We start from the raw sequence: 24752 nt of genomic DNA, 5'->3' as shown, positions 1-24752 counted from the left end.
CATAAAACCGTAAAGAGTTTAGAATTACTTCTTGTGAGCCGTTAGCTCAGCCAGGTAGAGCATCGGCCTTTTAAGCCGAGGGTCGAAGGTTCGAAGCCTTCACGGCTCACCAATTAATCCATAAAAAAATTTTTAATAAGAGCTAAAATATAATTTCTTCTGAGTTAAATACTGGGCCATCTTTACAAACTCTTAGATATCCTTTAGAACTCCTTACCACACAACCCATACATGCTCCTGCACCACAAGCAAAAATAGATTCTAAGCTAATTTGTGCACTTTTATGCCTCCTTTGAATTGCCTTAAGCATTGGCACAGGTCCACATGCAAAAACACTGTCATATTTCTTTTTTATTTCGAAATCAATTACAGTACCTTTTTCCTTAAAAGATCCGTCATCGGTATAAACAAATACATTTCCAAATTCAGCAAAAGAATCTTCAAATATAACCCTTTCCTTATTTCTAAAACCAAGTACTATATCAGATTCAACCCCATTTATTTTGAGATTTTTTGCAAGATAAAACATTGGAGCAATGCCTGTACCGCCAGCATATAGAAGTGCGCTCCTAATATTTTCAAATTTAAACCCGTTACCTAAAGGACCTCTAATATTTAGGATATCCCCAACTTTGGCTTTACTTAAAACTTTAGTTCCTTTACCCTTTATCTCAATCAAAAATCTAAGAACACTCTTATCTGTGTCAAAAATGCTAAAGGGCCTCATAAAAAATGGATCATTAAGGTCATTTACTTTCAGCATAAAAAATTGTCCAGGAATAGGATTTAGATTAGTTTTTGAATTTAAATCAATTAAAAAGTGAAAATTACTTATCCTTTCAACGTTTACAACCTTTGTGTCAATCATCTTCTATTATCTCCTAAAAAATTTTTTTATCTTCCAAAAAAGTGCAAGAATAGCAAACTTTGGAAGCACAAGCATTCTTTTCGCCCTCTTTGGTTCACTAATCAACCTATACAACCATTCAAGGCCTAAACTTATGAATATCTTTGGTGCTCGTTTCTTTTTGCCAGACAAAACATCGAAGGATCCTCCCACTCCCATGCCCATTATATTAGGCTTAATGGAAAAAAGCTCATTTAAAAATAATTCTTGTTTGGGAAAACCCATTGCTGCAAGCACAAATGACGCATTAGATGATACTATCCTTCCTAGAGAAGGTTTAAAGTTTTCAAAATAACCGTTTTCGTAACCAACTACGTCTATGCCCATTTTTAAAAATTTTTCACTCAGAGTTTGAACTACCTCATTACTTGAACCCACTAAATAAATCCCTCTTTTATGTCTTTTGCATATCTCGAGAAAATACGGAATAAGGTCAATGCCGCAAACTCTCTTTGTATTTAAAAAAAACGCTATACCAATACCATCTGGAACTATCAGATCAGCTCTGTTAAAAGTTTCAAGCATCCGATATGAAACGTCATTATTTCTCATCGCAAACATAACCATTTCTGGGTTAAGGGTTATAATTCTCAAACCTAAATTGTTAACAAGTCTCTCTTCAAAAAGATTTAAAATTTCCTCAAGACTAACTATATCTACTGGAACCTTATCAAACAAAAATTTTCTCATATAACCTTAAACAAATTCGAAATTTTTATAAGCTAAACTTTCGAGTTCGTTTATTTTTTTTGAAATTTGTTTTTCTACAGAACTTTTATTGCTATAGAAATCTAAAAGGTCATTAAAAGAAAGAGATTTGAAACAGTATTCCTCCAAACCTATCTGTCGCATAAAACCTCTAACCTTTGGATCGTAATCAATTGCAACGAAGGGAGTTAAAGATTTAACACAAAAAACTGCACTGTGAAACCTAGTGGCCACAAATATCTCACACTGGGCAACAGATCTAAACGTGGTTAAGAAATCTTTATATATGACTTCATCAAATTTTATCCCACAACTTTTTAAATACCTTTCATCTTCTTTATCAAATGCTACTCCTCTTATAGCATAGCCTTCTTCCCTTAATTTCTCAGAAAACATTTTGAGATCTTGCAGAACATCTAAAGATTCCCTACAATATCTAAGATTGATTCCCAAAATTCTTTCCCTTTTAGGTAGAGGAAAATCCAATGTTAAAGTAATATCAGAAACCTCTTTAAGTATATTGCTTCTTAATCTGAATCTATTTGCTAGAGAAAGCGAAATCGGATCCCTAATAGCAAGGACTTCAACACGGTTTAGGAGTTTGATAAACAATTTTGATATTTTATTTTCTATAGGACCAAGAGATTGCGATAACATATAGACCCTTTTTTTGAAAAGACTAGCAATAAATATTATGCCAGTATAAAAAATCAAGCTTGCAAGACTAGTTTTATCTTGAATAATTCCCCCACCTGGAAATATAATCCTTTCAGCTAACATAATATTTTTTAAAACTTCAAATACCTTTCTTTTCTCAACGTGATTAGGAGCTGACCTATTAGAATTCCAGAGTATCCTCACTTCATTTTTATTTTTTAAAAGATAAGCTTTAAGTATCGCATCATCTCCTACATTGCCAGCTCCAAAAAAACCAATTAAAAAATCCATTTTTATGATTCTACAATAATGTTATCTATTAATCGAACTTTTCCCACCCATCCCGCTAAAAGAACTGCAACTGGCGGTGCCAAATCCGTCTTTTCTTCAAGATTATCTGTGCTAACAGCCTTAAGATAATCTAACTTTATGCCCTTTTCTTGAAGCCTTCCTCTGGATTCTTCTAAAATTTTTATATCATAGTTGCCTTCTTCTATTTTTTCTTTTATCCAAAAAAGTTCTTTACTGATGTTTAGAGCTATCTTCCTTTCGTCGGCAGTCAAGTAGGAATTCCTCGAACTTAATGCCAAATTATCAGCATCCCTTACAATAGGTGATGGGACAATCTTTATCGGGAAATCGAGATCTTTCACCATCTTTCTCAAAATTACTAACTGCTGATAATCCTTCTCGCCAAAGTGAGCAAAATCAGGCTGTACAATGTTGAAGAGTTTGGTAACGACTGTGCACACACCTCTAAAGTGACCTGGTCTAAATAAACCACAAAGTCTATCCTGAAGTTCCTTTACCTCTACAAAGCAAAGCTGTTCTTCAGGATACATCTCTTCTACAGTTGGGCAAAAGACTACATCAACGCCTTCCTTATCAAGAAGTCTTAGATCGGAACCCAAATCTCTTGGGTATCTATCCAAATCTTCGTTTGGGCCAAACTGTATCGGGTTGACAAATATTGACACTACAACAATTGATGACATACCTCTTGCCCTCCTGACAAGAGAGATGTGTCCTTTATGCAAAAAACCCATGGTTGGCACTAAAGAAACTGTTTTCCCAAGTGACCTATTCTCTTCCAAGAACTTTCTCAAAGATTTCTTATCAAAAAAAACCCTCATTACAAAGCCTCTTTTGCAGTAGCGTTTATAATATCCCTTATTTTATTTTCAATAAAGGCTGGAATATATGGAATATTTAAGTTTAAAAAGCCAGTAGTAATCAAAGAAACAGCATCGTCCTTTTCTATACCCCTGCTCATCAGGTATTCTACCTGTTCTTGAGAAATTGGGCCAATTGAAGCCTCATGAGAAAGAAGAGCTTTTACAGAACCCTCAGATACCAGCGCAGGAATTGCATACATTGTGGCCTCTTTGGAAAAAACTATTCCTCTACAGTCCAGATGGGCCATACAAGCCTCCTTTGTTCTAGCAATCATATCCCCTCTTGAATATATTATGCTCCTATCAGCAGCAATAGTTCTCGCTATAGATTCAGCACGTGTATTTGGTGCATCAAGATACATCTTAGAACCCAAGTCAATATATGAATTTCCAAGGCCATATATTACGTTGTTAAACTGCACGACAGCATTTTCACCAGCAAGGTAAACATTTGGAGCTGATTGAATAGATTTTACTGGTTTCAAAAGTATGTAATTGTTAACGTATTTAGCACCTTCTTCGAGGTATACTCCAGTTCTTGGTCTAACATCGAAGTTGTCAGCCCAGTTGTGAATCATTGTAAAGGTTAAGCTCCCTCCCCTTTTCACATAAAATTCGCTAATGCCAAGATGGATCCCATAGGCGTCGCTTTTAGACAACGAGCAACCTGTAATAACGTTTAAAGAGGCACCCTCTTCCACGATAATAATATTATGAACATTTTGGCTTATATTATTTTCATCTACAAGTAAACACGCTTGTAATGGGTATTCCACGTGCTGATTTGCGAAAACCCTCATAAAATACCCATGGGTAGGATTAAGCGCAACTGCTGCAGTATATTTATCTTGATCTGGTTTTACTATCCTCCAAAAGTAGTCCTCAATAAAGTCAAATTTTTCTACAGCGTCGTCTGTACTCATTATCTGCAGTTGATCTTTATATTTTTTATTTAAGCTTTCATATATCACGCTATGGTTTAACTGAACAAATGAACCACTTCTAACCTCTTCAGCTATATCCATTCCGCTCATAATAGCAGCTTCCCTAACCTGAGAATTCAAAGACGACAAGTTCTCAACTCTATTTCTTTGAACAAATTCCTTAAATTTTTCCAAATCGATATCAGGGCCTAATGAAGCCTTTTTATCCCTTGCTGCGTTAGCCAGTGATCTTATTTCAGAAAGTCTGCTCTCGCTTATTGGCATACCTGGCACCCCTTATAACCATTTCTCTTTATTTCATTCAGCATATCTCTAGGATTACCACTACATATTATCCTGCCATTTATGAAAATATAACCTTTGTCGGCATTAACATAGTCAAGTATATAACCTGTATGTGTTATTATCAAGGCGCCTCTTTTTGGACTTCTCACCTTATCTTTGCCGAGCAAATGATTGATAGCGTGGCCTACAAGCGAAATGTTTTCCATATCAACACCCGACTCTGGCTCATCTATAAGCACAAATTCTGGTTTTTGTAGCATAAGTTGTAATATCTCTGACCTTTTCATCTCTCCGCCAGAGAACCCATCATTTATTGATCTCTTTATATGGTCTTTAATTTTTAAACTTTCAAGAATACTTTCAACCTCTTCATCACTAATACCATTTTTTTTACTAAGTAAATTTATTAGTCTTTCTAGGCTTACCCCTCCTACTGTAGGCGGTCTTTGAAATGAAAGTCCTATTCCCATTTTTGCTCTTTCGTATATATCTTTGTTTGTAATATCTTCGCCTTTAAAGTAGATTTTACCCTGATCAACTTTATATTTCGGAAAACCCATCAAGGACATCATAAACGATGTTTTACCTGCACCGTTTGGTCCGAAAAGAACACATACATCACCAAATCCCATGGAAAAATCTACACCCTTTAAAACCTGTTTGCCCTCTACAGATACCCATAGATCCACTACCTGAAGCATCTCTTGCATATACCTATACCCCATTTAATAAGATTTTATATAATCCAAATTGTATCATAAAAGATTAAAAAAGAGACTTACGTATTTCTTAGTGTAAAATTGTCAGACAATTTATAAAATTTTACAAAATGCTTTAAATAAACTAAAATTTTTATGAAAATTTATGGAGGTGATAAGTTTGTATCCAAACCTTAAGGAATTTGTCGATAAGATCTATATCGTGGATACAACTCTCAGAGATGGAGAACAAACGGCTGGAGTTGTCTTTGCCAATCAAGAAAAAATTCATATTGCCAAAATGTTAGATGAAATAGGCGTTAACCAGATAGAGGCTGGAATACCTGCTATGGGAGGTGGAGAAAAGGAAGCGATAAAGTCTATAGTCAATTTGGGTTTAAATGCTTCTATAATGGCATGGAATAGAGCTGTTATTGAAGATATAAAAAATTCAATTGATTGTGGAGTAGACGCCGTAGCAATATCTATTTCCACTTCAGATATACATATTAAACACAAACTAAAAACATCAAGGGAAGATGTTCTCGACTCTATGTGTAAAGCCGTTGAGTTTGCTAAATCAAAGGGACTTTATGTTTCAGCAAATGCCGAAGATGCTTCAAGATCAGAAATGGATTTTCTTATTAAGTTTGCTGAGAAAGCAAAGGAAGCTGGTGCTGACAGGCTTAGGTTTTGTGATACGCTGGGAATTCTTGATCCATTTGAAACCTTTGCAAAAATCAAAACTATTTATGACAGTGTAGGGATCGATATAGAGATGCACACGCACAATGACTTTGGAATGGCTACTGCCAATGCCCTTGCTGGAGTTAGAGGTGGAGCTAAATATGTAGGTGTTACTGTAAACGGTCTTGGGGAAAGAGCAGGCAACGCAGCATTAGAAGAAGTTGTAATGGCACTTAAAATTATACATAATATCGATTTAGGTTTTAAAACAAAAAAGTTTATTGAAATATGCGAATATGTAGCTAACGCATCATCGCGACAAATTCCAATCTGGAAGACGATTGTGGGAGCTAACATCTTTGCGCACGAATCTGGAATACATGCTGATGGAGTCCTTAAAAATCCAACAACCTATGAAGCCTTTTCACCAGAAGAGGTTGGTCTTGTTAGACAAATTATAATAGGCAAGCATTCTGGGAGCGCTGCTATAAGGAGCAAATTTCATCAGTTCGGTATCGAACTAAGCAAAGAAGAAACAAGATTAATACTCGAAAACGTAAGAAATTTGTCCATTCAACTGAAAAGACCGCTTTTTGATAAAGAGCTTATGTATATTTACAACGACGTACAAAAGATTCTAAATAAAGAATCTAATTTAGCAGTGTAATGTTAAAATTGAGGCCAGGCTACATGTCTGGCCTTTTATTAAGAAACCACTTAACAGTAATATCAATACCCTTCTTTAAATCTGTTTTTGGCTCCCATTTAAGTATCTTTTTTGCCTTACTATAATCTAATAAACTCCTTCTAAGATCTCCTAACCTTGCCTTAGAATAAACTGGAATAGCTGCATCATCAGGTATTGACAAACCATATTTTCTCACGCTCTCCAAAACTAACAAGAAAATCTCTTTAGTCTTGGTTGCAATTCCTGTTGAAATATTGAATACTCCACTATCATCTAACATGAGTGCTAGATCGTTTGCCCTTACGACATCTTCAACAAAAACATAATCCCTAACCATACCATCCAAATCCTCAGGAAAAACATTTATCGTAGATCTTTTCTTATTAATTAAATTTTCAAGAAATATTGACACAACTCCCGCTTCACCGTGAGGAACTTGTCTTGGACCATATACATTTGAATATCTTAAAATTACATATTTAAAGCCAGATCTTTGAGATAACAGTTTAATATACTCTTCCGATGTCAATTTAGATAGTGCATAAGGAGATATAAGACAGGGTTTAGTATCTTCAGTGGCAATATCCGTTACTTCGCCATATATAGCTCCACCAGTTGATGCAAATAAAAACTTTGCTTTTAATTTAGATGCGCACTCAATCATTTTTATAGTTCCAAGAATGTTTATTTTTGCATCAATATATGGATGACTAACTGAATAGGGCACTGATATTTGAGCTGCCTGATGACAGATCACATCAGGAGAAAATTCTAATATTCTCTTAGAAGTCTTTTCAGAACATATATCGCCCTTAAAAAATTGGCTCTTTGGATTTATGTTTTCAATTTTTCCACTTGACAGATCGTCAATTGATAAGACTTCATGTCCCTTTTCTATCCAGTAATCTACAATATTTGAACCTATAAAACCAGCTGCCCCAGTAACGACAATCTTTGCCAAATTGTCCTCCTATAAGTTTTAGTTTGTCAAAACAATACCCATTATAATACAACAAAATAGGGATACATTATGATGTATCCCTATTTTCTGATGAAATTTTAAATTATTTAGCTTATTGTATCCCTTGCTTCTTTCCCGGACAAAATATTAGACCAAACTTTTATAGAATCTAAAATTAACCATATCCCCATTCCAAGAAGTAATAAAGAAAGAAAAGCATTTATCCCCATAGCAACGTTCCCCTTCATTGCAAGGGGCAAATATATATGACTAAAGTTTAACCAACAAGCAGAAAAAGTAACAACAGTCATAAACACGCCTGGCAATAAGGTAACCATTGCATAAGAAATCTTGCCTGTTCTTCTTAATATTTCAGTAGTGGATATTATAAGCGCAAAGGTCGCAAGAAGTTGGTTGGTTGCACCAAAGATAGGCCAAATAGTTGAAACGTTACCTGAATACAAAAGATAGCCCCAAAAAAATGAAACTAAAAAACCTGTTGATATTATGCCAAAGTTCCAATTCATATCTCTAAACTGCGGAACAAAATATCCAAAGAACTCCTGCAAAAGATATCTCCCTACTCTTGTCCCTGCATCAATGGCAGATAAAATAAACATAGCCTCGAACATGATTATAAAGTGATACCAATAAGCCATCATGCCAGAAAGAAATGGTACCTGTTCAGTTATATAGGCTACACCAGCAGCAAGAGAAACTGCACCTCCAGGCCTTCCTGCTAGATTTTCGTGAACCATAGCAGAAAGTATAGGAACCTGATTTGCAATCATGCCTAATTTTTCAAAAACTGCAGGAGGAGTGTTAATTGCAAAGTAATCCCCTGGAGGCAGAACACAGGCAGCTATAAGAGCAAGAACACCCACAAAGCTTTCCATTAGCATAGCTCCATAACCTATAAACCTTGCATCAGTTTCACAATTTAACATCTTCGGAGTGGTACCAGAGCCTACAAGCGCGTGAAAACCAGAGATAGCACCACAGGCAATTGTAATAAATAAGTAAGGAAAAAGCGGCCCAGGAATAATAGGTCCTCCACCTGCATCAAACTTAGTAAAAGCTGGCATTTGAAGATTGGGATGCACTATAAAAACACAAATACCAATTGCAACTGCTACACCGATCTTCATATAGCTAGATAGATAATCCCTTGGAAGTAGCAACATCCAAACAGGCAAAACAGATGCAATAAAAGCATAAGTTGGCAAAATAACTTTTACAGTATTTTCGCTAAGGGTAAGCATCTTGCCAAGATCCGATTGAGGTGGTACCAAACCACCAATCCAGGTAACCACAAACAAGAGTGCCACACCTATCACAGTAGCCTCCAATACCTTGCCAGGTCGAAGCACGTACATCCAAAAGGCCATAATAAAAGCAATTGGTATAGTAAGGCCGACAGTTATAATACCCCATGGAGAATTTTTAAGAGCATTTACCACTGCTATAGAAAGGCCAGCCATAGCAAGAACAAGAATTAAGAATGTAGCAAGCGACAAAACCTTGCCTGTTGGACCTGATATTTCTCGTCTTGCTATCTCAGCCAAGGAGCAAGCGCCCCTTCTGGTTGACGCAACAAGGACTACAAAGTCATGCACTGCGCCAGCAAGAGCTGCGCCAATAACAAGCCAAAGAAGCCCTGGCATAAAACCAAACTGCGCAGCAAGAACAGGCCCTATAAGAGGACCAGCGCCTGATATAGCAGCAAATTGGTGACCAAACAAAACGTATTTGTTTGTAGGAACGAAGTCTCTCCCGTCATTGATCTTACAAGCAGGAGTTTGGGAACTATCATCCAAACACATTACTTTTGCTGCAATAAAGGCACTATAGTAGCGATATCCAATTGCCCAAACAGCAAAACCAAAGATTAAAAGCAAAAGTGCACTTTTCACGCTCAAGACAGAAATCAAAGCTAATACGGCAACAATTAAAAGTAAAACAATCCCAAAAATAGATGTAGCCTTCATTTTTCAAGCCCCCTTAAAAAATTTGTCAAAACTACTCCCTCCTTATTCCTCAAAAAAATAAAAATAAATATAAATATAACTATTGTATCACATAGCTATTAGTATTTATTGAGACAAATCATAAGAAATTATTATAAACCCAACCTTTTCGTTAATATTCATAACTGGAGACACCGCAAAAATAACACCTTTTTCATTCAAAACGGTTATTCTTTGATAGCTTGAAAATTGTTCAGGGTAAAATTTTGAGAAGTCAGAGCCTTCATATTTTTTATTGGTAGATATCTGTATTGTATTGCCACTTACAAAGCTAATTTCTTTAAAACCTTTATTTTTAACAATTTGATTAAAGCACTCTTCTACTTGATAGGTTTTGTTCGACTGAAGGCTGTCCTTGACAAAAAAGGTTAACGGTATTGAAATGTCTATCAAAAAGTCTTTGCTAATATCATAAGACTTATTCTCTAAATCCTTTTTTACACTTTCAATATTTTTTTGACAATTTCTGCCGTATGTTTCTTTAATAGATTTGGTTGCAAATATCCAGTATACATTTGATACAATCAGGCAAACGAATAAAATAAAAATAAGATAAACATACCACTTGATTTTTGTCATATTACACTCCCGCCCAAAATTATTGCATACAGTATAAGTCTGTAAAGATTCTTAACTAACAAAATCTTTTAAAGTACAAAAACGCAAGAACAATATTTACGCTCATAGCAACGTTCAAAGATTCAACGCTTTCAGTTGGAATACAAACAACTCTATTAGAGGCACAAATAATACTATTGCTTATACCATCACCTTCATTACCGAAAACAAGAAGGGTTTTATCTTTGAATTCAAAATTAAAAAATGGCATAGTAGCTCTTGGAGAAAAAGAAAGTATTTCTAAATCATCTCGCATCTCACTGATAATGTCTTTAAAATTTTTCTTTTTGAATGGAACCTTAAAAAAGGCTCCCGCTGATGATCTTATAACCTTTGGATTATAAATGCTGCACGAGTCTTCCGAAAGAAAAACCCCTCCACACCCAAAAGCAAGTGCACCTCTCAATATAGTGCCAAGATTACCTGGATCCTGAATCCTATCCAGGTAAAGCCAAGGCGATTGACCAAAATCCCTTTGTTCTGGAAATTTACCAATACAAATAATGCCAGTGGGAGATTTTTCACTTGAAAGTCTCTTTATGGCTTCTTCCTTGACAATTAAAATATTCAAATTTTTACATTTTTCTATAAAAACATTATTGTGAAAAAATTGGTCCTCAAGCATCCTTTCATCTTTCAAAATAACAAAATCAGGAATATAATCTGCTTTTAGCGCCTCTTCAAAAGTATGAAATCCTTCAAAAAAAACAAATTGCCCAGACTTTTTCATTCTGAGCAATTCTTTAATCTTAGAATTTGAAGCAAAGTCAATATTCACAAATTAGCTTTCCTTAACTTTCATAACCACTTTCTTAAATTGTTCAGGATGAGAGAGTGCCATTTGCGCCAAGACTTTTCTATCAAGATTAAGACCAGATTTAGCAAGAGCATTCATAAACTTACTATATGAAAGTCCATATTCTCTTACAGCAGCATTAATTCTTACAATCCAAAGACTTCTAAACTCTCTTTTTTTCCTTCTCCTGTCAATAAACGCATACTTAAGGGCATGCAACAAATGCTGATTTGCTGTTCTATATAATCTATGTAAAGAACCTCTAAAACCCTTAGTCATTTTCAAAACCTTCTTGTGACGCCTACGGGTCACAAAACCACCTTTAACGCGCATACTTTTCCTCCTAAATAAAACTTATTTTACGTTGTAATATGGAAGTTGTACCATTAATCTTGGAAAATCAGAACTAGAAAGCACTAAGGTTTTCGAAAGCCTTCTCTTTCTTTTGGTACTCTTATGAAAAAGGAGGTGACTCCTATTTTGCTGCCTTCTTATTATTTTACCAGAACCCGTCACTCTAAATCTCTTTGCTGCAGCCCTACACGTTTTCATCTTTGGCATCCTTCAACCCTCCTTTTTGGTCTGTTTTATGCTTTATTTTAGCCGGGCCGATAACTGCTACAAGGTGTTTCTCACTTTCGACCTCAGGTAGCTTTTCTAAGACAGCGTTCTTAAGCAAACCAAAAAACTTATTAACTAGGTCAATACCCTGGTTCATGTGAATCATTTCTCTTCCTCTAAAAATAACGCTTAATTTTACCTTATTGCCCTCGTCTATAAACTCTTGTGCAGCCCTCGCCTTTGTAAGAAGGTCGTTTTCTCCTATTGCAGGCCTCAAACGAACTTCTTTTATAACTGTTTGTCTTTGATGTTTTCTTTGGGATTTTTCTTTCTTTGATTGCTCAAATCTAAATTTACCATAATCCATTATCCTTGCTACTGGCGGACTTCCATGAGGAGCAATTAGTACTAGGTCACTGCCCTTAGATCTTGCAAGCCTAAGAGCCTCTTGCGTAGGTTGAACACCTAGCTGTTGTCCATCCAAATCTATTAATCTAACAGTCGGATAGACTTGGATCTCCTCATTAACGGCATATTCTTTACTTATAACGTTCACCTCCGAAATTAAAAATAGACAATAATTTTGTTTTAAATTATATATAAAAATAACCAAAATTAAAATATATTTGATTATACGAAAAAATAAAAAAAATAACAACAATCAATCTTTAATCGTTTATAATATAGACACAATGAATAATAAAATTTCGCATATGTTTTTAAAAGCTATTGAGGATTACCTTACTTTATATTCTCTATTATGCCCCCTCGATAGTTCGAGTTTCCTTACTATAGAGTTTGCTATTGCATACATTGAAAAAAGTTTCCCAGGTCTAGAAATAAAAGAATTAAGGACGCTCTGGAAAAAAAGCAGCAAAGAGATTGATTTTAAAGATTTTCTCTTAGAAAATTCAAATTTCTTAAAACGATTGGATTCTGAAGACAAAGGCTGTAAATTTATAACTGAATTAAGAAATTTTTTCAAAACAGCAAAAAAAGACGTCATCGTCTATATACCTGAAATTACTGAGAAACTTTTTCCATACATAAACCTTAATGAAAGAGAACTTCTTAATCTTAAAGAAATTAGGAAAATGAGGAAAATAGGTTGATAGGCATTGATATAGTAAGTCATAAAAGAATAGAAAGGGTATTTAACAAATTTAAATATAAGTTTCTAGAAAAAATTTATACAAAAAGTGAGTTAGAATATTGTTCAAAAAAAAGGTCCTATATAGAATGTCTTTCGGCGAGATTCGCTGCAAAGGAGGCATGTATAAAGGCCATATACCAAAGTTTTTCTATAAAGTTGCAAATGAAGCAAATAGAAATAAATAGCAAAAGTGGTGAAGGAGTCGATGTAAAAATACGTTCCGACAAATTAAATCTATCAAATATAAAAATACTAGTTTCTATTTCTCACGAGAAGGATTACTCGGTAGCAGTAGCTTTTATAATAGAAAACAACAATTAATTTTTCAGGAGGTAACTAAAAATTATTATTAGAAAAGCTAGGATCGACGACGCAAAAAAGATTAAAACCCTAATTGAAAACTTTGCAAAGCAAAATCTTATGCTTATTAGACCGCTTTCAGATATATATGAGTGCATAAGAGACTTTTGTGTATTAGAAATTGACGGCAAAATTTGCGGTTGTGGTGCCCTTCATATTTTTTGGGAGGATATAGCAGAAATAAGAAGCCTATGCGTAAGCAACGAATATCAAAGAAAGGGATTAGGAAAGGAAATTGTAAACTTTTTGATTAACGAGGCACGGCAACTTAAGCTAAAAAGAGTATTTGCATTAACATACCAGGTAGTCTTCTTTAAATCAATAGGTTTTGAAATAGTAGATAAGTCGCATTTACCTCAAAAAATATGGTCAGAATGCGTAAAGTGCCCGAAGTTCCCAGATTGTGATGAAGTTGCAATGATCAAAAAGATATAAATTAAAACATACAAGTTTGCTTATGGCCTTTTTAACACTAATTTTGTCCTTACTAGCAATATTGATATTTTGTGAGCTTTTTACAAATGCAGTAGAGTGGCTTGGGAAAAATTTAGATTTTGGGCATTCGGTGGTTGGAAGCGTTTTTAGTGCCGTTTCTACTGCCTTGCCAGAAACAATCGTTCCAATAATAGCCCTCTTAACCCTACCCTCTTTTACTTCTAGAGAAGAAATTGGTATAGGTGCAATTCTTGGCGCACCCCTTATGCTTTCTACGTTAACCTTTTCTTTACTAGCATTACCTACCTATTTTAGGAATAGCAATAAAGTTTTAACTTTTAAAAGAGAGCCGCTTCTTTTGGATATGAAATTCTTTATCTTAAACTTTTCTTTGGCTTTGTTAATATCAATTTTTGCTAAAAATTTAAAGAGCCTTCTTTCCATATTTTTTCTTTTATCATATCTAATCTATCTTTACTTTATTTTCAAAAAGGATGAAGGATTTGAGGAAGAAGAATTGAAAGCACTTTTGTTTTCTAGATCAAAGGAACCAACTACTTTTATTATATTTTTGCAATTAGGAATAGGTTTGTCTGGAATTTTATTATCATCTTATTTTTTTGTAACGAGCATTGAATCACTGGCAAAAATTATCGGAATAAATCCATTTATAATCTCAGTAGTACTTACGCCTATTGCAACTGAACTACCAGAAAAGTTTAATTCAATAACTTGGGTAATTAAGGGGAAAGATCATCTCGCTATATCAAATATTACAGGTGCAATGGTTTTCCAATCTTCCTTTCCAATAATGGTTGGGTTGATCTTGAGTACATGGAATTTAGATGAGAAGGCATTAAAACTATGCTTAATAACAATTATTTCTTCTCTTTATCTATACTTTCTTATTAGAAGAGGCTTTATAAAGCCAAAGTTTTTGCTTTTTAATTTCATTTTATATATTCTTTATATACTATTATCCTTAAATTTCGAGGTCTTTCATTTATGAGTTTGTTTAACTTGATGCCTAAAAAGGATATATATTTAATAGTAGGGCTTGGAAATATAGGAGAAGAATACAGGTTAACAAGGCACAACGTTGGCTTCCTTTTTCTAGATTTCTTAGCCGAAAATCTTGGTTTTAAATTCTCTGGATCTGTAGAAAAATTTAACAATTTGGTTTTACTTAAACCTGATACATATATGAACAAATCTGGAATAGCAGTCAAAAGAGTCTCAAACTTCTATAAAATCGAACCTAAAAATATAATAGTCATATATGACGATTTAGATTTGGCTTATAAAACAATTAGATTCAGAGCAAAAGGAAGTTGCGCAGGCCATAGAGGCATGAAATCGGTAATAGAAGAGCTTGGAACGCAGTTAATCCCAAGGATAAGAATAGGCATAGGAAGAAAGGAAAGAGTTGAAGCACGTGATTACGTTCTTTCAAATTTTGACAGTGAGGAACTCTTGTGCTTGCCCAAGATATTTGAAGCTGTAAAATCTTGTCTTGAAACCTTTTTAAATGAAGGAGAAGATGAAACCTTAAAAAAATGTGGAACAGTTAAAATTACCACTTAAATCCTAGAAACGAAAAAAAATTATAAAGAGGAAAATATTGAAGTGAAGTTTTTGGACGAATTTTTCGAGAAAATTATTGAAAAGTGCATAAAAGATTATAAAAATAAAATTATAAACGTACAACCCGAGACATCTTTGTTTTTAATTCTTTATCTTGCAAAAAACAACAAAAAGGCTCTCTTTGTATTCAGAAATGATAAAGACTCTCAAGAGGCATACAATTTTCTCAAAAGAAATACGAAAAACAACTCAGAAGAGGAAGTTAATTTTTCGCTGTACCCAGCTTGGGATATCCTTTTCGGCGAAAGGCTTTCCCCTTCTTACAGGATAATTTCTCAAAGAATAATTGCACAAAAAAGAGCTGTATTGATTAGTTCAGTAAAGGCCATACTTTCTCCAATAGAAGAAAACTTTCAAATTGTCTCAATTAAAAAGAATACAGAGATTAATAGAGAAGAACTTATAAATTTAATTAGCAAGAACTACACAAGAAAGAACTTATGCGAATTGCCTGGAGAATACGCTGTAAGAGGAATGATTCTAGATATTTTCCCATTTTACTCAGAAGATCCAATCAGATTAATTTTTAGTGACAACACTGTTAGCTCAATAAAATACTTTAACCCTGAAGACCAAAGAACCCTTAAAGAGGTTAATAATTTCGATCTAATTGTCATTGAAGCTCTAAGATTCTCACCAAAAGAAAAGAAGGAAATAAAAGATTTTTTTGAAAATTTGCCAAAGTACGAGAAAGATATAGTCGCTGAAGAAATAAATAATATTGAAAATGACGTTAATTTTAATGGTATTGAGAACTATTTGTTTTTTAAAAAAAATTTAAAATTTTTACTAAATGAATTTGAGACTATATTTTTTGTAGAAAAGGATCAAATTAAACTAGAAATAGTTAGACTTCTAGAAGAAGTTAAAAAATTAAGAGATTTTCAGACTGATAACAAAATATACGTTCAGATGCCATCCTTTGTTTACAGAATTGTAAATCCTTTTATTGATCTTTCTACAAGAAACTTCAATTTAGACAAACAATTTGAAAATATAGTCGATTTTGACAGCCAACTTTTAAAACCCTTTGCAAAGGAAATTAAAATAGCCCCTCTTTTCCCAAGAGGACGAACCGAAGATATAAAAAATACTATAAATTGGTATTTAAATTCTAACTACACAGTCGAATTAGCCATAAATCACATACCTGATTTCCTCAAAGACCTAGAAAATCCTCAATTGGTATTTTCAGAAAGAGCATACCCAACAGGCATTGAAATAAAAGGAATAGATAAAAATGTAGCAAAAAAATACAGTATTAAAGAAAATTTAATAATCTTTACCTCTCAAGAATTTTCTACAAAGGAGGTAAAGAAAAAAGTAAGTCGCTACAAGAACATATCTAGTCTTCAAGAGCTCCAATATAACGACCTAGTAGTACACAGAGATCATGGAATAGGAAGATTTATAGGTCTAAATCTTATGAATTTCAACAAGGTTCAAAAGGAATACGCACAAATATTATATAAAGATGGCGATATGTTATATATACCAGTTGAAGAATTTACAAGACTTTCAAAATATATAGGATCAGATGAAGTAGAACTTTCAAGTCTTAGGGCAAACGATTGGGTTTCAAAAAAGAAAAGGGCAAAAGAATTTGCTGAAAAAATAGCACATGAAATAGTTTCTATAGAAGCCTCAAGACGTAACGTTCAAAGAGGGGCGTATTCAAAGAGCAAAGAACCTTCCATAGAAGAGTTGGAACTAAAAGAGAGTTTCGGATACGAAGAGACTCCGGATCAAGAAAGGGCTATTGAAGATGTCTTTTCAGATATGTCAAAACCATATCCAATGGATAGATTGATAATAGCTGATGCCGGTTTTGGAAAAACAGAAATAGCAATAAGGGCATCATATCGGGCAGTGCTTGCATCAAGACAAGTTGCAGTGCTTGCCCCTACTACATTATTAACTGACCAACACTTTAGAACTTTCAAAAGTAGATTTGACCCACTTGGAGTAAGAGTTGAAGCCTTATCAAGAATTTCTTCAAAGAACAAAGAAAAAATTTTACAAGACTTAAGAGATCATAAAATAGATATTATTATTGGAACGCACTCGTTATTATCCAAAAAAATAAAGTTTAAAAATTTAGGGCTACTAATTATAGATGAAGAACAAAAGTTCGGTGTTATGCAAAAAGAACTTTTTAAAAAAATTAGAAGAGAACTAGACGTGTTATCTTTGTCTGCAACGCCCATACCTAGAACTTTAAATATGGCACTGAGTGGTCTACGGGATATGTCTACCATCTTTACACCTCCAAAAAACAGGATGCCTATCCGCTCAATAGTATCGACCTTCAAAGATGCGCTGGTAAGAGAGGCCATTTTAAGGGAACTTGATAGGGGCGGGCAAATCTTCGTAGTCGATGCAAGAATTTCTAACCTAAACAATTTAAAGGAAAGAATAGAAAACATAGTTGGAAACGTTAGATGTGCTATACTACACGGTCAAAAAAGTTCACAAGAATTATCAACCACATTAGAGAAATTTTTAAACAAAGAAGTAGACGTTCTTATATCAACTGCAATATTAGAATCCGGTTTAGACTTTCCTGAAGTAAACACAATAATCGTAAACAACGCTGATCTCTTTGGCCTTTCTGAACTATATCAACTAAGAGGTAGAGTTGGAAGAAGTTACAAACAAGGTTATGCCTACTTTCTGTATAATTCAGGCAAAAAAATCACAGAAGATGCAAGAAGAAGGCTAGATGCTATTCAAAAAAACTCTTCTTTAGTCAGCAGTTTTAACTTAAGCTTAAGGGATATGGAAATAAGAGGTGCCGGAAACATACTTGGTACGCAACAACACGGACACATGGAAAATATAGGAGTTGAGCTATTTACTGAAATGATTGCTGAAGAGCTTGCTAGAATAAAGGGTTTAGTCAGAGAACTTGCTAAGGTAAAGGCTGATATTGAAATTTTTATAGACAAATCCTACATAAACGAAGAAGGGTTAAGAATTGATTTATATAAAAGAATTCAACAGATACAAAGTGAAGAAGAGCTTTATTCCTTACAAGAAGAGATCGAAGATAGGTTTGGAAAAATGCCAAAAGAGCTATCAAATCTATTCCTTTTAGCGTTAATTAAACTTAAAGCAACTAAAATAGGAATAAAAGAAATGCACATTTCAAAAAACTCTATCAAAATAAAGCCAAATACCGAAGAATATCTAGAAAAGCTAAAAAGTAAGAACTTCTTCGTAAAGCCCAAAAAGGAAGAAATCGTCGTTTTGCCATCTGTATCCACAGATCCTTTTGGACTGGCTATATCTATAATTACGTTGTTGTCAAGTTAGTTTTCAAAGAGTATTAGTTAAGGTTCTCTCTTCATTATCCATGCGTCCTTGCCTAAGCCATAATAATTTTTTCTCTTGTACATGATTCTAAAACCTAATTTAGTATAAAAGATACACGCTATAGTATTTGTAGTTTCTACCTCAAGCCATATTTCTTTCCCTTTAAGAAAAAACCTTTCATAGGTAGTCTTAAAAAGTTTTGTACCAAGACCCAAATTCCTAAAATCCTTTTTTACATATATGTAAGCAAGATGAATTTCATCGTATAATTTAAAAAATGAGATGAAACCAACTGGCAATCCCTCGTAAAGCGCTACAAAAAAACACTTTAATGGGTCTAAGAGATCTTTTCTCAAGGAATCAACGCTTGAATAAAATGAGGGAAGTTCTTTTCCAAATTCCATCAGGTCATCACAATAAAAATCGCTAGCTTGAACAATATCTATTTTTGAAATATCTATTCCAGACATCATCAGAGTTTTTTTACTTCTATAAAAGTTGATAACTAGCTAGTATTGATTCTTCTGTATTAATAATAGGTCTTAACATTAAGCTCAACACCATATTCTGGCTCAAAGCTGTATATGTTCTCCTCTCTAAAGATGTCAAACTTTATCTTAATGTCTCTCAAGGAAATATTTTTAAAATTTTTTAATTTCTTATCTCCTATTAGAAGACCGCTCATCTCATTTAATTCACTTTCTTCAAATAATTTATAGCCACTACTATCTTTATCCTTTGAAATATTAGCCAAGTAATAAGCATTCTTCTTAGAAAAAAGGGCTATGTTTTTAATACCTTTTTTATTATCTCCTATCCCACATAGAAATATCTCAAATATATTTGCTGAAAAGAGTTTTACTCCTAAGCATAAGCATAAGGTCTTCGCAAACAGTATTATCGTCCTCAAAGAAGTGAAGGAACCAGGCCCTCTACAAACATATACTGAATCGATATTTTTCAAATTAATACCATATAAATCTAAAAATTGTTTAAAATTAATATGAAGTCTGTCTGACAAACTCCCCTTGAAGCCAAAGTTTATAACATCTTTGTCATCGTCAATCAAGAAAAAGGTTTCATCGTTAATGTGCGCTATGAAAAATTTAGCCTTTTTATCCATATTATTTTCTAAGAACGCCTTTCAAAACAAACATGATAGAAATCGCGAGATTTTTTCCCACTAATTAGAACCTCTCTTTGATTTTTATTTACAAGAAACTCTAAAACCGTAGCCTTTTTAAATATTGGCAAATCAAATTTTGGCCATTCAACAATTATTATTTCATCTTCAATTTCTTCAAGTTCCATAAAAAGATTGTAGTCAGGTTTTTCTAATCTATAGAAATCAAGATGATAAATTTTAGTGTCCTTAAAATCATACTTGTTCACAAGTGTAAAACTTGGACTAAAAGCCTTATCAGTAATCCCTCTAACAAAGGTAGTCTTGCCTGAACCAAGGTCGCCCTTTAAAAGCAAAATATCACCTTTCTCAAGAAGAGAGCCTACTTTAAAACCAAATTCAATCATCTCTTCTTTACTGCGTATTATAACCTTGAAAACCTCACTGTTACGATCCATCTTTAAATTCGCTTTTTGACATCGTGAAACATCAAAGGTTAATCCTTGCAATTTTTGAAGATAGTTCTTTTTCTCTTTTTGCCAGATCCAGAAACTCCACCATTGCATCCTTATCCTTAGACAGGTTTTCTCTTAACAACAACATGCTTTTCCTTGTCCATGCTAGTTGCAATATGGTTTCCCACTGATCATCAGGAATGATTGGCACGTTTTCAAGTATAATTTGGCTTATCTTTGCCTTTGTTTTATCCGATAAATCAAGAATATTATCGTCAATATCAAAACCATCTATATTCAAAATCTCCTCTGCAGCCTGCAAGAATTCATCGTCATTAAAAAGTATAGAATAATCAAAGGATTTGAGCAAAAAATAAAAATCTGGCCTTTCAATAATTGTTCTTAAAATATGTCTATCAAAATAACTACCCAGATTATATGCAATTCTTTCTCCCGGTGTTCTTCTCTTGGATATCTTTTCTGCATCAGATAGTATTCTTGATGCAGGAATGTGCAACTTTTCACTAACTTTCTTTACATATTCTTCGATTTCTTCTGCTCCCAGATTTTGCATTTGTGCAATTGCCAACCTATATTTTTGCCTTTTTGATTCAATTGTATTGGATAGATCACAGAATATAGTACTAATTCTAAAATCAACGCCACTAATGTAATTTTGTACAATCTTTTCCATCGTGTCCTTGCCGTACTTTGTCAGTACGTCATGTGGATCAGAACCCTCAGGAAGGAGGGCTACGGAAAGGTTGCAACTGAACTGGTCTGTCATATTAAGAAGTCTATTTGTAGCAATCCTCCCAGCATCATCAGCATCATACATAATTATTAACCTTTCTACAAGTTTATCAACTCTCTTAAAGCCTGATGGATTAAGAGCTGTGCCTAAAGACGCTACGGTATTTTTAAAACCCTGTTGGTGCATCATCAACGCATCAAGATAACCTTCTACAAGAATAACCTTTCTAGAATTTTTTATATGTTCAATTGCCTTATCAATCAAGAAAAGCGCATTCTTCTTCTTAAAAACAATTGTATCGGGATAATTCAAGTATTTTGGAGAATCTGACTGATCCCGTATAAGCCTTCCGCCAAATGCGATGATTTCATTTTCTACATTTTTTATGGGGAACGAAATCCTCCCAGAAAGTCGTAAAATCTTCTCCTTTAAGTTTGAAAATATTGCAGACTTATAAATTATATCTTCAGAGATAGAAAGTTTTTTTAATCTCTCGATTAATTCTCCTGCATCTTCTGGCACAAAACCTATCTCATATTCCCTTAAGAAATCATCAGAAAAGCCTCTAGAGTGCAAGTATTCAAGGGCATTCTTTCCCTCTTCTCTCCACAAGCTCTCTAAAAAGAAATTCCCTGTCTCATTAAGAACTCTTAAAATCTGACCCTTAGAAGAATTCTCAAACTCAGCTGACACCTCGAGTCCACAAATTGAGGCCGCCTTTTTAAAAGCCTCAATAAAAGTAAGGTTTTCTAGCTTCATAAGAAATGTAAATACATCCCCACCAACTTTACAACCGAAGCAGTAAAACAAACCCTTTTCAGGATTAACGTAAAAGGATGGTGTTTTCTCGTTATGAAAGGGGCAAAGTCCAACCAAACTATTACCCCTTTGTCTCAAATGAACATAATGTCCGATAACTTCTGCTATAGAGATCTGTTTTTTTATATATTCAAAATCATCCATAATTATATTATTCCAGAATTTGAAGAATTTAAAATCTTATTTTAAAATCAATTAGTTGTTAATCTAAAACTCCTTCAACAGACAATTTTACAGTTGAAAAAATGCCAGGGTAAACTCTTATCTTTGCCTCATATTCTCCAGGAACCTTTGCCCCTTCAAAGGTTATTTGTTTGGGATCAAATTCAAATCCCATCTCTTTAAGTTTATTAGCTACGTCTTTGGAGGTTATAGCTCCGTAAAATTTGTTATTTTCTCCCATCCTTGCTTTAATCTCAATTTTAGTTGACGCAAGCTTTTGTGCTAAAACTTTAGCCTCAGCCATTCTTTTTTCTTCTTTCTTTTTATTAGCAATTTTCATTTTCTCATACTCATCTATGATAGATTGCGTTGCCTCTTTAGCTAAATTCTTTAAAAATAAATAATTTCTCGCATAGCCCCTAGATACCTCGACTATATCCCCTGCTTTGCCAAGAGACTTTATATCCTGAGTGAGCAAAACTTTAATTTTATCCACCTAAACATCTCCTCTCTAACAAGTTACGAAAAATAAATCTAAAATTTTGAGTGAAAATATTTTCTCATATTAAAAACAGAATCGAAAATTCCCAAAAAAATTAATAAAAAGCTCAAAAAAGGTACAAATACAAATAACAATACGATAATAAAATTTATAATCCTCGTTAACGTATTGTTTTTAAAAAACAACTTCTTTGACAGAATATATAAAAGCACAGAAATACCAGCAAACATATATACAAGAGTAAGTATCAATTCAATATTAAGGAACACATTTTTAATTTCACTTGAAATGGGGAAAAAACTAGCAATCAATGATATCAAGAATAATAAGCTTAACTCATATGGTATTCGAATTTCTTTGAAGTCACCAAACTGCGCAATTTCAATTCTATACACATATCTTAATATATACAAAACTATTTTATACTGAAATGCTGACCACACAAAAAATAAAAGTATTATTAACGAAGGAAGATAGATTTCAAGAGATTTTACAAATTGCTTTATCTCGTCAGTTGTAATTTGGGAAGAACCTTGATAATAAGATATCATATAGGATTCGAACGCTGCATAAAGGTTATTCATAAGATCCTTTGGCCCTGTTAAAATAAAGTAGGCTATGCCTAAAGCAAATAAACCAGCAAGTGCAGCAGTAGTGGCAAGCAAGACATTTATCGGTTTTTCTTTCTTTAAGATTTGTCCCATGACTATACCAAGAGAAAAATTAATCGCGCAAATTATTACTGAAATAAGATATGGCAAAAGTATAGCAAGTACAATCCCTGACAAAAAGAGAGATAACAAACCGTAAAAAATACCCTTTTTGTAAGTAATAACGCATATAGGTACGGCCATCAAAAGAAGTCCCAAAAAACCTAAAGTTGGGACATAAAAGCCAAACAAAACAAAAAAAACAACTAAAGATGAGGCTAAGACTATTTCAATAGCATCAAAGTTTTTCTTAAACAAATAGCCTCCTCCTAAATATTTAGAGTAGTTAGCAAAGAACTTAGAACATAACGAACACGTTCTAAAAATCTATGACTAACTACCCGTAACTAATTCTTAATCGACGGTAAAGGGCAGTAGAGCAATCATCCTTGCCCTCTTAATAGCTCTTGTGAGCTGCCTTTGATGCTTAGCACAAACTCCTGTTGCCCTTTTGGGTAAAATTTTGCCCCTATCACTTAAGTACTTTTTTAAACGGTTTATGTCCTTATAATCAATGTATTTAACCTTTTCGGCGCAAAAAGAACAAGCCTTTCGCCTAACTCTTTTTCTCGTGTTTTGCAAAGCCAATTAAAACCCTCCTTAAAAATTCAAAAGATTAATATCCTCTTCAAAACACCTTAAACTTACTAAATTAGATATTAAAAGGGTGAGTCCCCTTTTGAGAAATCATCATCAAAGATAAAGTCATCTAAATCTGCACCCTCATCTACAATTTCAGACTTTTGGGCGTTTTCTTGCTTTGAAGTCAAGAGCTGAACACTATCCGCAACAACCTCAGTAACAGTCCTCTTAGAACCATCCTTTGCTTCATAGCTCCTATTTTGCAGCCTACCTTCTACAAGAAACAGAACGCCCTTTCTCATATAATTACTGGCAAATTCAGCTGTAGCACGCCAAGCAACTATGTTAAAAAAATCGGCATTTACGTTACTACTAGAATTTTTTCTGTTAATTCTATTAACAGCAATAGTCAAACTTGCCACCGGAACCCCATCTGCAGTATACCTAAGCTCAGGATCCTTAACGAGTCTACCAACCAAAATAACTTTATTGAACCTGCTCATCTGAATCAGTCTCTCCTTCTTTTGACTGATTATCCTCCTTTTCGGCACTTATAGCGGCTTTTTGAAGGATATCTGGTTTCTTAACAATCATATGACGCACAACAATTTCGTTGATCTTCAAAATTCTGTCAACTTCAGCTACAACAGATGCTGGCAGTTTAAATTCCTCATAGAAATAAATAGCTTCGCGCAAATTGTTAATTGTATAAGCTAGTCTCTTTTTCCCCCAATTTTCACTTTTTAAGAGTTCTCCAGAATTCTTTTCAATCAGGTCGTGAATACGTTTCATCAACGCATCAATCTTTTCTTCTTCAGCTTCAAGATTAAACAAAACTACCAACTCGTAAATCTTTAAATTTGTCAACAACACACCTCCCTATGGGTTTTGCCCATTATATGGGCAGGGAATAATTATGGCGGAGAGGGAGGGATTCGAACCCTCGAGACGGTTTTTTGCCATCTACCCGCTTTCCAGGCGAGCCTGTTCGGCCACTCCAGCACCTCTCCAAAAAAAGCAAAACAT

Annotated in this window: 29 protein-coding genes and 2 tRNA genes; 8 read left to right on the top strand and 23 right to left on the bottom strand. The window is 34.0% G+C overall.

Features of this window, described 5'->3' with window-relative positions; all coding sequences use genetic code 11:
- Positions 1-35 precede the first annotated feature (35 nt).
- Positions 36-112, top strand: a tRNA-Lys gene (locus tag ACWIUX_RS02020).
- A 30-nt stretch (positions 113-142) separates the two neighbouring features.
- On the opposite strand, the gene ACWIUX_RS02015 is transcribed toward ACWIUX_RS02020, so the two are convergent.
- The 6 genes from ACWIUX_RS02015 to ACWIUX_RS01990 are packed head-to-tail and all read right to left on the bottom strand — an operon-like array spanning position 143 to position 5377.
- Positions 143-868 (bottom strand): dihydroorotate dehydrogenase electron transfer subunit, encoded by a 726-nt coding sequence (locus ACWIUX_RS02015; RefSeq protein ID WP_448589053.1) that lies wholly within the window; start codon positions 866-868, stop codon positions 143-145.
- A gap of 6 nt (positions 869-874) precedes the next feature.
- Entirely contained in the window at positions 875-1585 is a 711-nt protein-coding gene (locus tag ACWIUX_RS02010) for a WecB/TagA/CpsF family glycosyltransferase (RefSeq protein WP_448589052.1), read from the bottom strand.
- Between the two features lie 18 nt (positions 1586-1603).
- Positions 1604-2563, bottom strand: a complete 960-nt coding sequence (locus tag ACWIUX_RS02005; protein WP_448589051.1) for a polysaccharide pyruvyl transferase family protein — start codon at positions 2561-2563, stop codon at positions 1604-1606.
- A 2-nt stretch (positions 2564-2565) separates the two neighbouring features.
- Complete coding sequence (gene panC, locus ACWIUX_RS02000) at positions 2566-3405, bottom strand: pantoate--beta-alanine ligase (RefSeq protein WP_448589050.1); 840 nt, start codon at positions 3403-3405, stop codon at positions 2566-2568.
- A complete protein-coding gene (locus ACWIUX_RS01995) occupies positions 3405-4655 on the bottom strand; it encodes a SufB/SufD family protein (RefSeq protein WP_448589049.1) in 1251 nt (416 codons plus the stop codon). The genes panC and ACWIUX_RS01995 overlap by 1 nt, the downstream gene beginning before the upstream one ends.
- Complete coding sequence (locus ACWIUX_RS01990; protein WP_448589078.1) at positions 4646-5377, bottom strand: ATP-binding cassette domain-containing protein; 732 nt, start codon at positions 5375-5377, stop codon at positions 4646-4648. The genes ACWIUX_RS01995 and ACWIUX_RS01990 overlap by 10 nt, the downstream gene beginning before the upstream one ends.
- A gap of 178 nt (positions 5378-5555) precedes the next feature.
- On the opposite strand from ACWIUX_RS01990, the gene nifV reads away from it, so the two are divergent.
- Positions 5556-6728, top strand: coding sequence for a homocitrate synthase (gene nifV, locus ACWIUX_RS01985; protein WP_448589048.1), 1173 nt, complete (start codon positions 5556-5558; stop codon positions 6726-6728).
- A 19-nt stretch (positions 6729-6747) separates the two neighbouring features.
- Here nifV and ACWIUX_RS01980 read toward each other — a convergent pair whose 3' ends face one another.
- The 7 genes from ACWIUX_RS01980 to infC form a co-directional block, all read right to left on the bottom strand.
- Entirely contained in the window at positions 6748-7710 is a 963-nt protein-coding gene (locus ACWIUX_RS01980; protein WP_448589047.1) for an NAD-dependent epimerase/dehydratase family protein, read from the bottom strand.
- A 107-nt stretch (positions 7711-7817) separates the two neighbouring features.
- A complete protein-coding gene (locus tag ACWIUX_RS01975; RefSeq protein ID WP_448589046.1) occupies positions 7818-9698 on the bottom strand; it encodes a carbon starvation CstA family protein in 1881 nt (626 codons plus the stop codon).
- A 105-nt stretch (positions 9699-9803) separates the two neighbouring features.
- A complete protein-coding gene (locus ACWIUX_RS01970) occupies positions 9804-10316 on the bottom strand; it encodes a hypothetical protein (RefSeq protein WP_448589045.1) in 513 nt (170 codons plus the stop codon).
- A gap of 55 nt (positions 10317-10371) precedes the next feature.
- A complete protein-coding gene (locus ACWIUX_RS01965; protein ID WP_448589044.1) occupies positions 10372-11133 on the bottom strand; it encodes a TrmH family RNA methyltransferase in 762 nt (253 codons plus the stop codon).
- Positions 11134-11136: 3 nt separating this feature from the next.
- Positions 11137-11484 (bottom strand): 50S ribosomal protein L20, encoded by a 348-nt coding sequence (gene rplT / locus ACWIUX_RS01960; protein WP_448589043.1) that lies wholly within the window; start codon positions 11482-11484, stop codon positions 11137-11139.
- 21 nt (positions 11485-11505) lie between these two features.
- Positions 11506-11712, bottom strand: coding sequence for a 50S ribosomal protein L35 (rpmI, locus tag ACWIUX_RS01955; RefSeq protein WP_448589042.1), 207 nt, complete (start codon positions 11710-11712; stop codon positions 11506-11508).
- Positions 11690-12268, bottom strand: coding sequence for a translation initiation factor IF-3 (gene infC, locus ACWIUX_RS01950; RefSeq protein ID WP_448589041.1), 579 nt, complete (start codon positions 12266-12268; stop codon positions 11690-11692). The genes rpmI and infC overlap by 23 nt, the downstream gene beginning before the upstream one ends.
- Before the next feature lie 136 nt (positions 12269-12404).
- On the opposite strand from infC, the gene ACWIUX_RS01945 reads away from it, so the two are divergent.
- The 6 genes from ACWIUX_RS01945 to mfd are packed head-to-tail and all read left to right on the top strand — an operon-like array spanning position 12405 to position 18619.
- Positions 12405-12824, top strand: a complete 420-nt coding sequence (locus ACWIUX_RS01945) for a hypothetical protein (protein WP_448589040.1) — start codon at positions 12405-12407, stop codon at positions 12822-12824.
- The gene (acpS, locus tag ACWIUX_RS01940) at positions 12821-13186 is read left to right on the top strand and encodes a holo-ACP synthase (RefSeq protein ID WP_448589039.1); all 366 of its coding nucleotides are present in this window, start codon (positions 12821-12823) and stop codon (positions 13184-13186) included. Before ACWIUX_RS01945 ends, acpS begins: the two co-directional genes overlap by 4 nt.
- Before the next feature lie 24 nt (positions 13187-13210).
- Positions 13211-13660, top strand: a complete 450-nt coding sequence (locus ACWIUX_RS01935) for an N-acetyltransferase (protein ID WP_448589077.1) — start codon at positions 13211-13213, stop codon at positions 13658-13660.
- 22 nt (positions 13661-13682) lie between these two features.
- The gene (locus tag ACWIUX_RS01930; RefSeq protein ID WP_448589038.1) at positions 13683-14669 is read left to right on the top strand and encodes a sodium:calcium antiporter; all 987 of its coding nucleotides are present in this window, start codon (positions 13683-13685) and stop codon (positions 14667-14669) included.
- Complete coding sequence (pth, locus tag ACWIUX_RS01925; RefSeq protein WP_448589037.1) at positions 14666-15244, top strand: aminoacyl-tRNA hydrolase; 579 nt, start codon at positions 14666-14668, stop codon at positions 15242-15244. Before ACWIUX_RS01930 ends, pth begins: the two co-directional genes overlap by 4 nt.
- Before the next feature lie 42 nt (positions 15245-15286).
- Entirely contained in the window at positions 15287-18619 is a 3333-nt protein-coding gene (mfd, locus tag ACWIUX_RS01920; protein ID WP_448589036.1) for a transcription-repair coupling factor, read from the top strand.
- A 17-nt stretch (positions 18620-18636) separates the two neighbouring features.
- On the opposite strand, the gene ACWIUX_RS01915 is transcribed toward mfd, so the two are convergent.
- From ACWIUX_RS01915 to ACWIUX_RS01870, 10 genes are all read right to left on the bottom strand, one after another.
- Positions 18637-19092: a GNAT family N-acetyltransferase gene (locus tag ACWIUX_RS01915; RefSeq protein ID WP_448589035.1), complete on the bottom strand. Its 456-nt coding sequence runs from the start codon at positions 19090-19092 to the stop codon at positions 18637-18639.
- A 56-nt stretch (positions 19093-19148) separates the two neighbouring features.
- A complete protein-coding gene (locus tag ACWIUX_RS01910; RefSeq protein ID WP_448589034.1) occupies positions 19149-19742 on the bottom strand; it encodes a hypothetical protein in 594 nt (197 codons plus the stop codon).
- Positions 19743-19750: 8 nt separating this feature from the next.
- Positions 19751-20200, bottom strand: a complete 450-nt coding sequence (tsaE, locus tag ACWIUX_RS01905; RefSeq protein WP_448589033.1) for a tRNA (adenosine(37)-N6)-threonylcarbamoyltransferase complex ATPase subunit type 1 TsaE — start codon at positions 20198-20200, stop codon at positions 19751-19753.
- Between the two features lie 31 nt (positions 20201-20231).
- Complete coding sequence (dnaG, locus tag ACWIUX_RS01900; protein ID WP_448589032.1) at positions 20232-21914, bottom strand: DNA primase; 1683 nt, start codon at positions 21912-21914, stop codon at positions 20232-20234.
- A gap of 58 nt (positions 21915-21972) precedes the next feature.
- Positions 21973-22428, bottom strand: a complete 456-nt coding sequence (rplI, locus tag ACWIUX_RS01895) for a 50S ribosomal protein L9 (RefSeq protein ID WP_448589031.1) — start codon at positions 22426-22428, stop codon at positions 21973-21975.
- 38 nt (positions 22429-22466) lie between these two features.
- Complete coding sequence (locus tag ACWIUX_RS01890; protein ID WP_448589030.1) at positions 22467-23402, bottom strand: DUF2232 domain-containing protein; 936 nt, start codon at positions 23400-23402, stop codon at positions 22467-22469.
- A 96-nt stretch (positions 23403-23498) separates the two neighbouring features.
- Positions 23499-23732, bottom strand: a complete 234-nt coding sequence (gene rpsR / locus ACWIUX_RS01885; protein ID WP_448589029.1) for a 30S ribosomal protein S18 — start codon at positions 23730-23732, stop codon at positions 23499-23501.
- Between the two features lie 71 nt (positions 23733-23803).
- On the bottom strand, positions 23804-24229 hold the full coding sequence (locus ACWIUX_RS01880) for a single-stranded DNA-binding protein (RefSeq protein WP_448589028.1): 426 nt from the start codon (positions 24227-24229) through the stop codon (positions 23804-23806).
- On the bottom strand, positions 24213-24593 hold the full coding sequence (gene rpsF, locus ACWIUX_RS01875; protein ID WP_448589027.1) for a 30S ribosomal protein S6: 381 nt from the start codon (positions 24591-24593) through the stop codon (positions 24213-24215). Before rpsF ends, ACWIUX_RS01880 begins: the two co-directional genes overlap by 17 nt.
- A 50-nt stretch (positions 24594-24643) precedes the next feature.
- Positions 24644-24736: transfer RNA gene (locus ACWIUX_RS01870), tRNA-Ser, on the bottom strand.
- Positions 24737-24752: the final 16 nt, after the last annotated feature.

The sequence above is a fragment of the Thermodesulfobium sp. genome (assembly GCF_053498235.1).
This window is presented reverse-complemented; position numbering and strand designations above follow the sequence as displayed.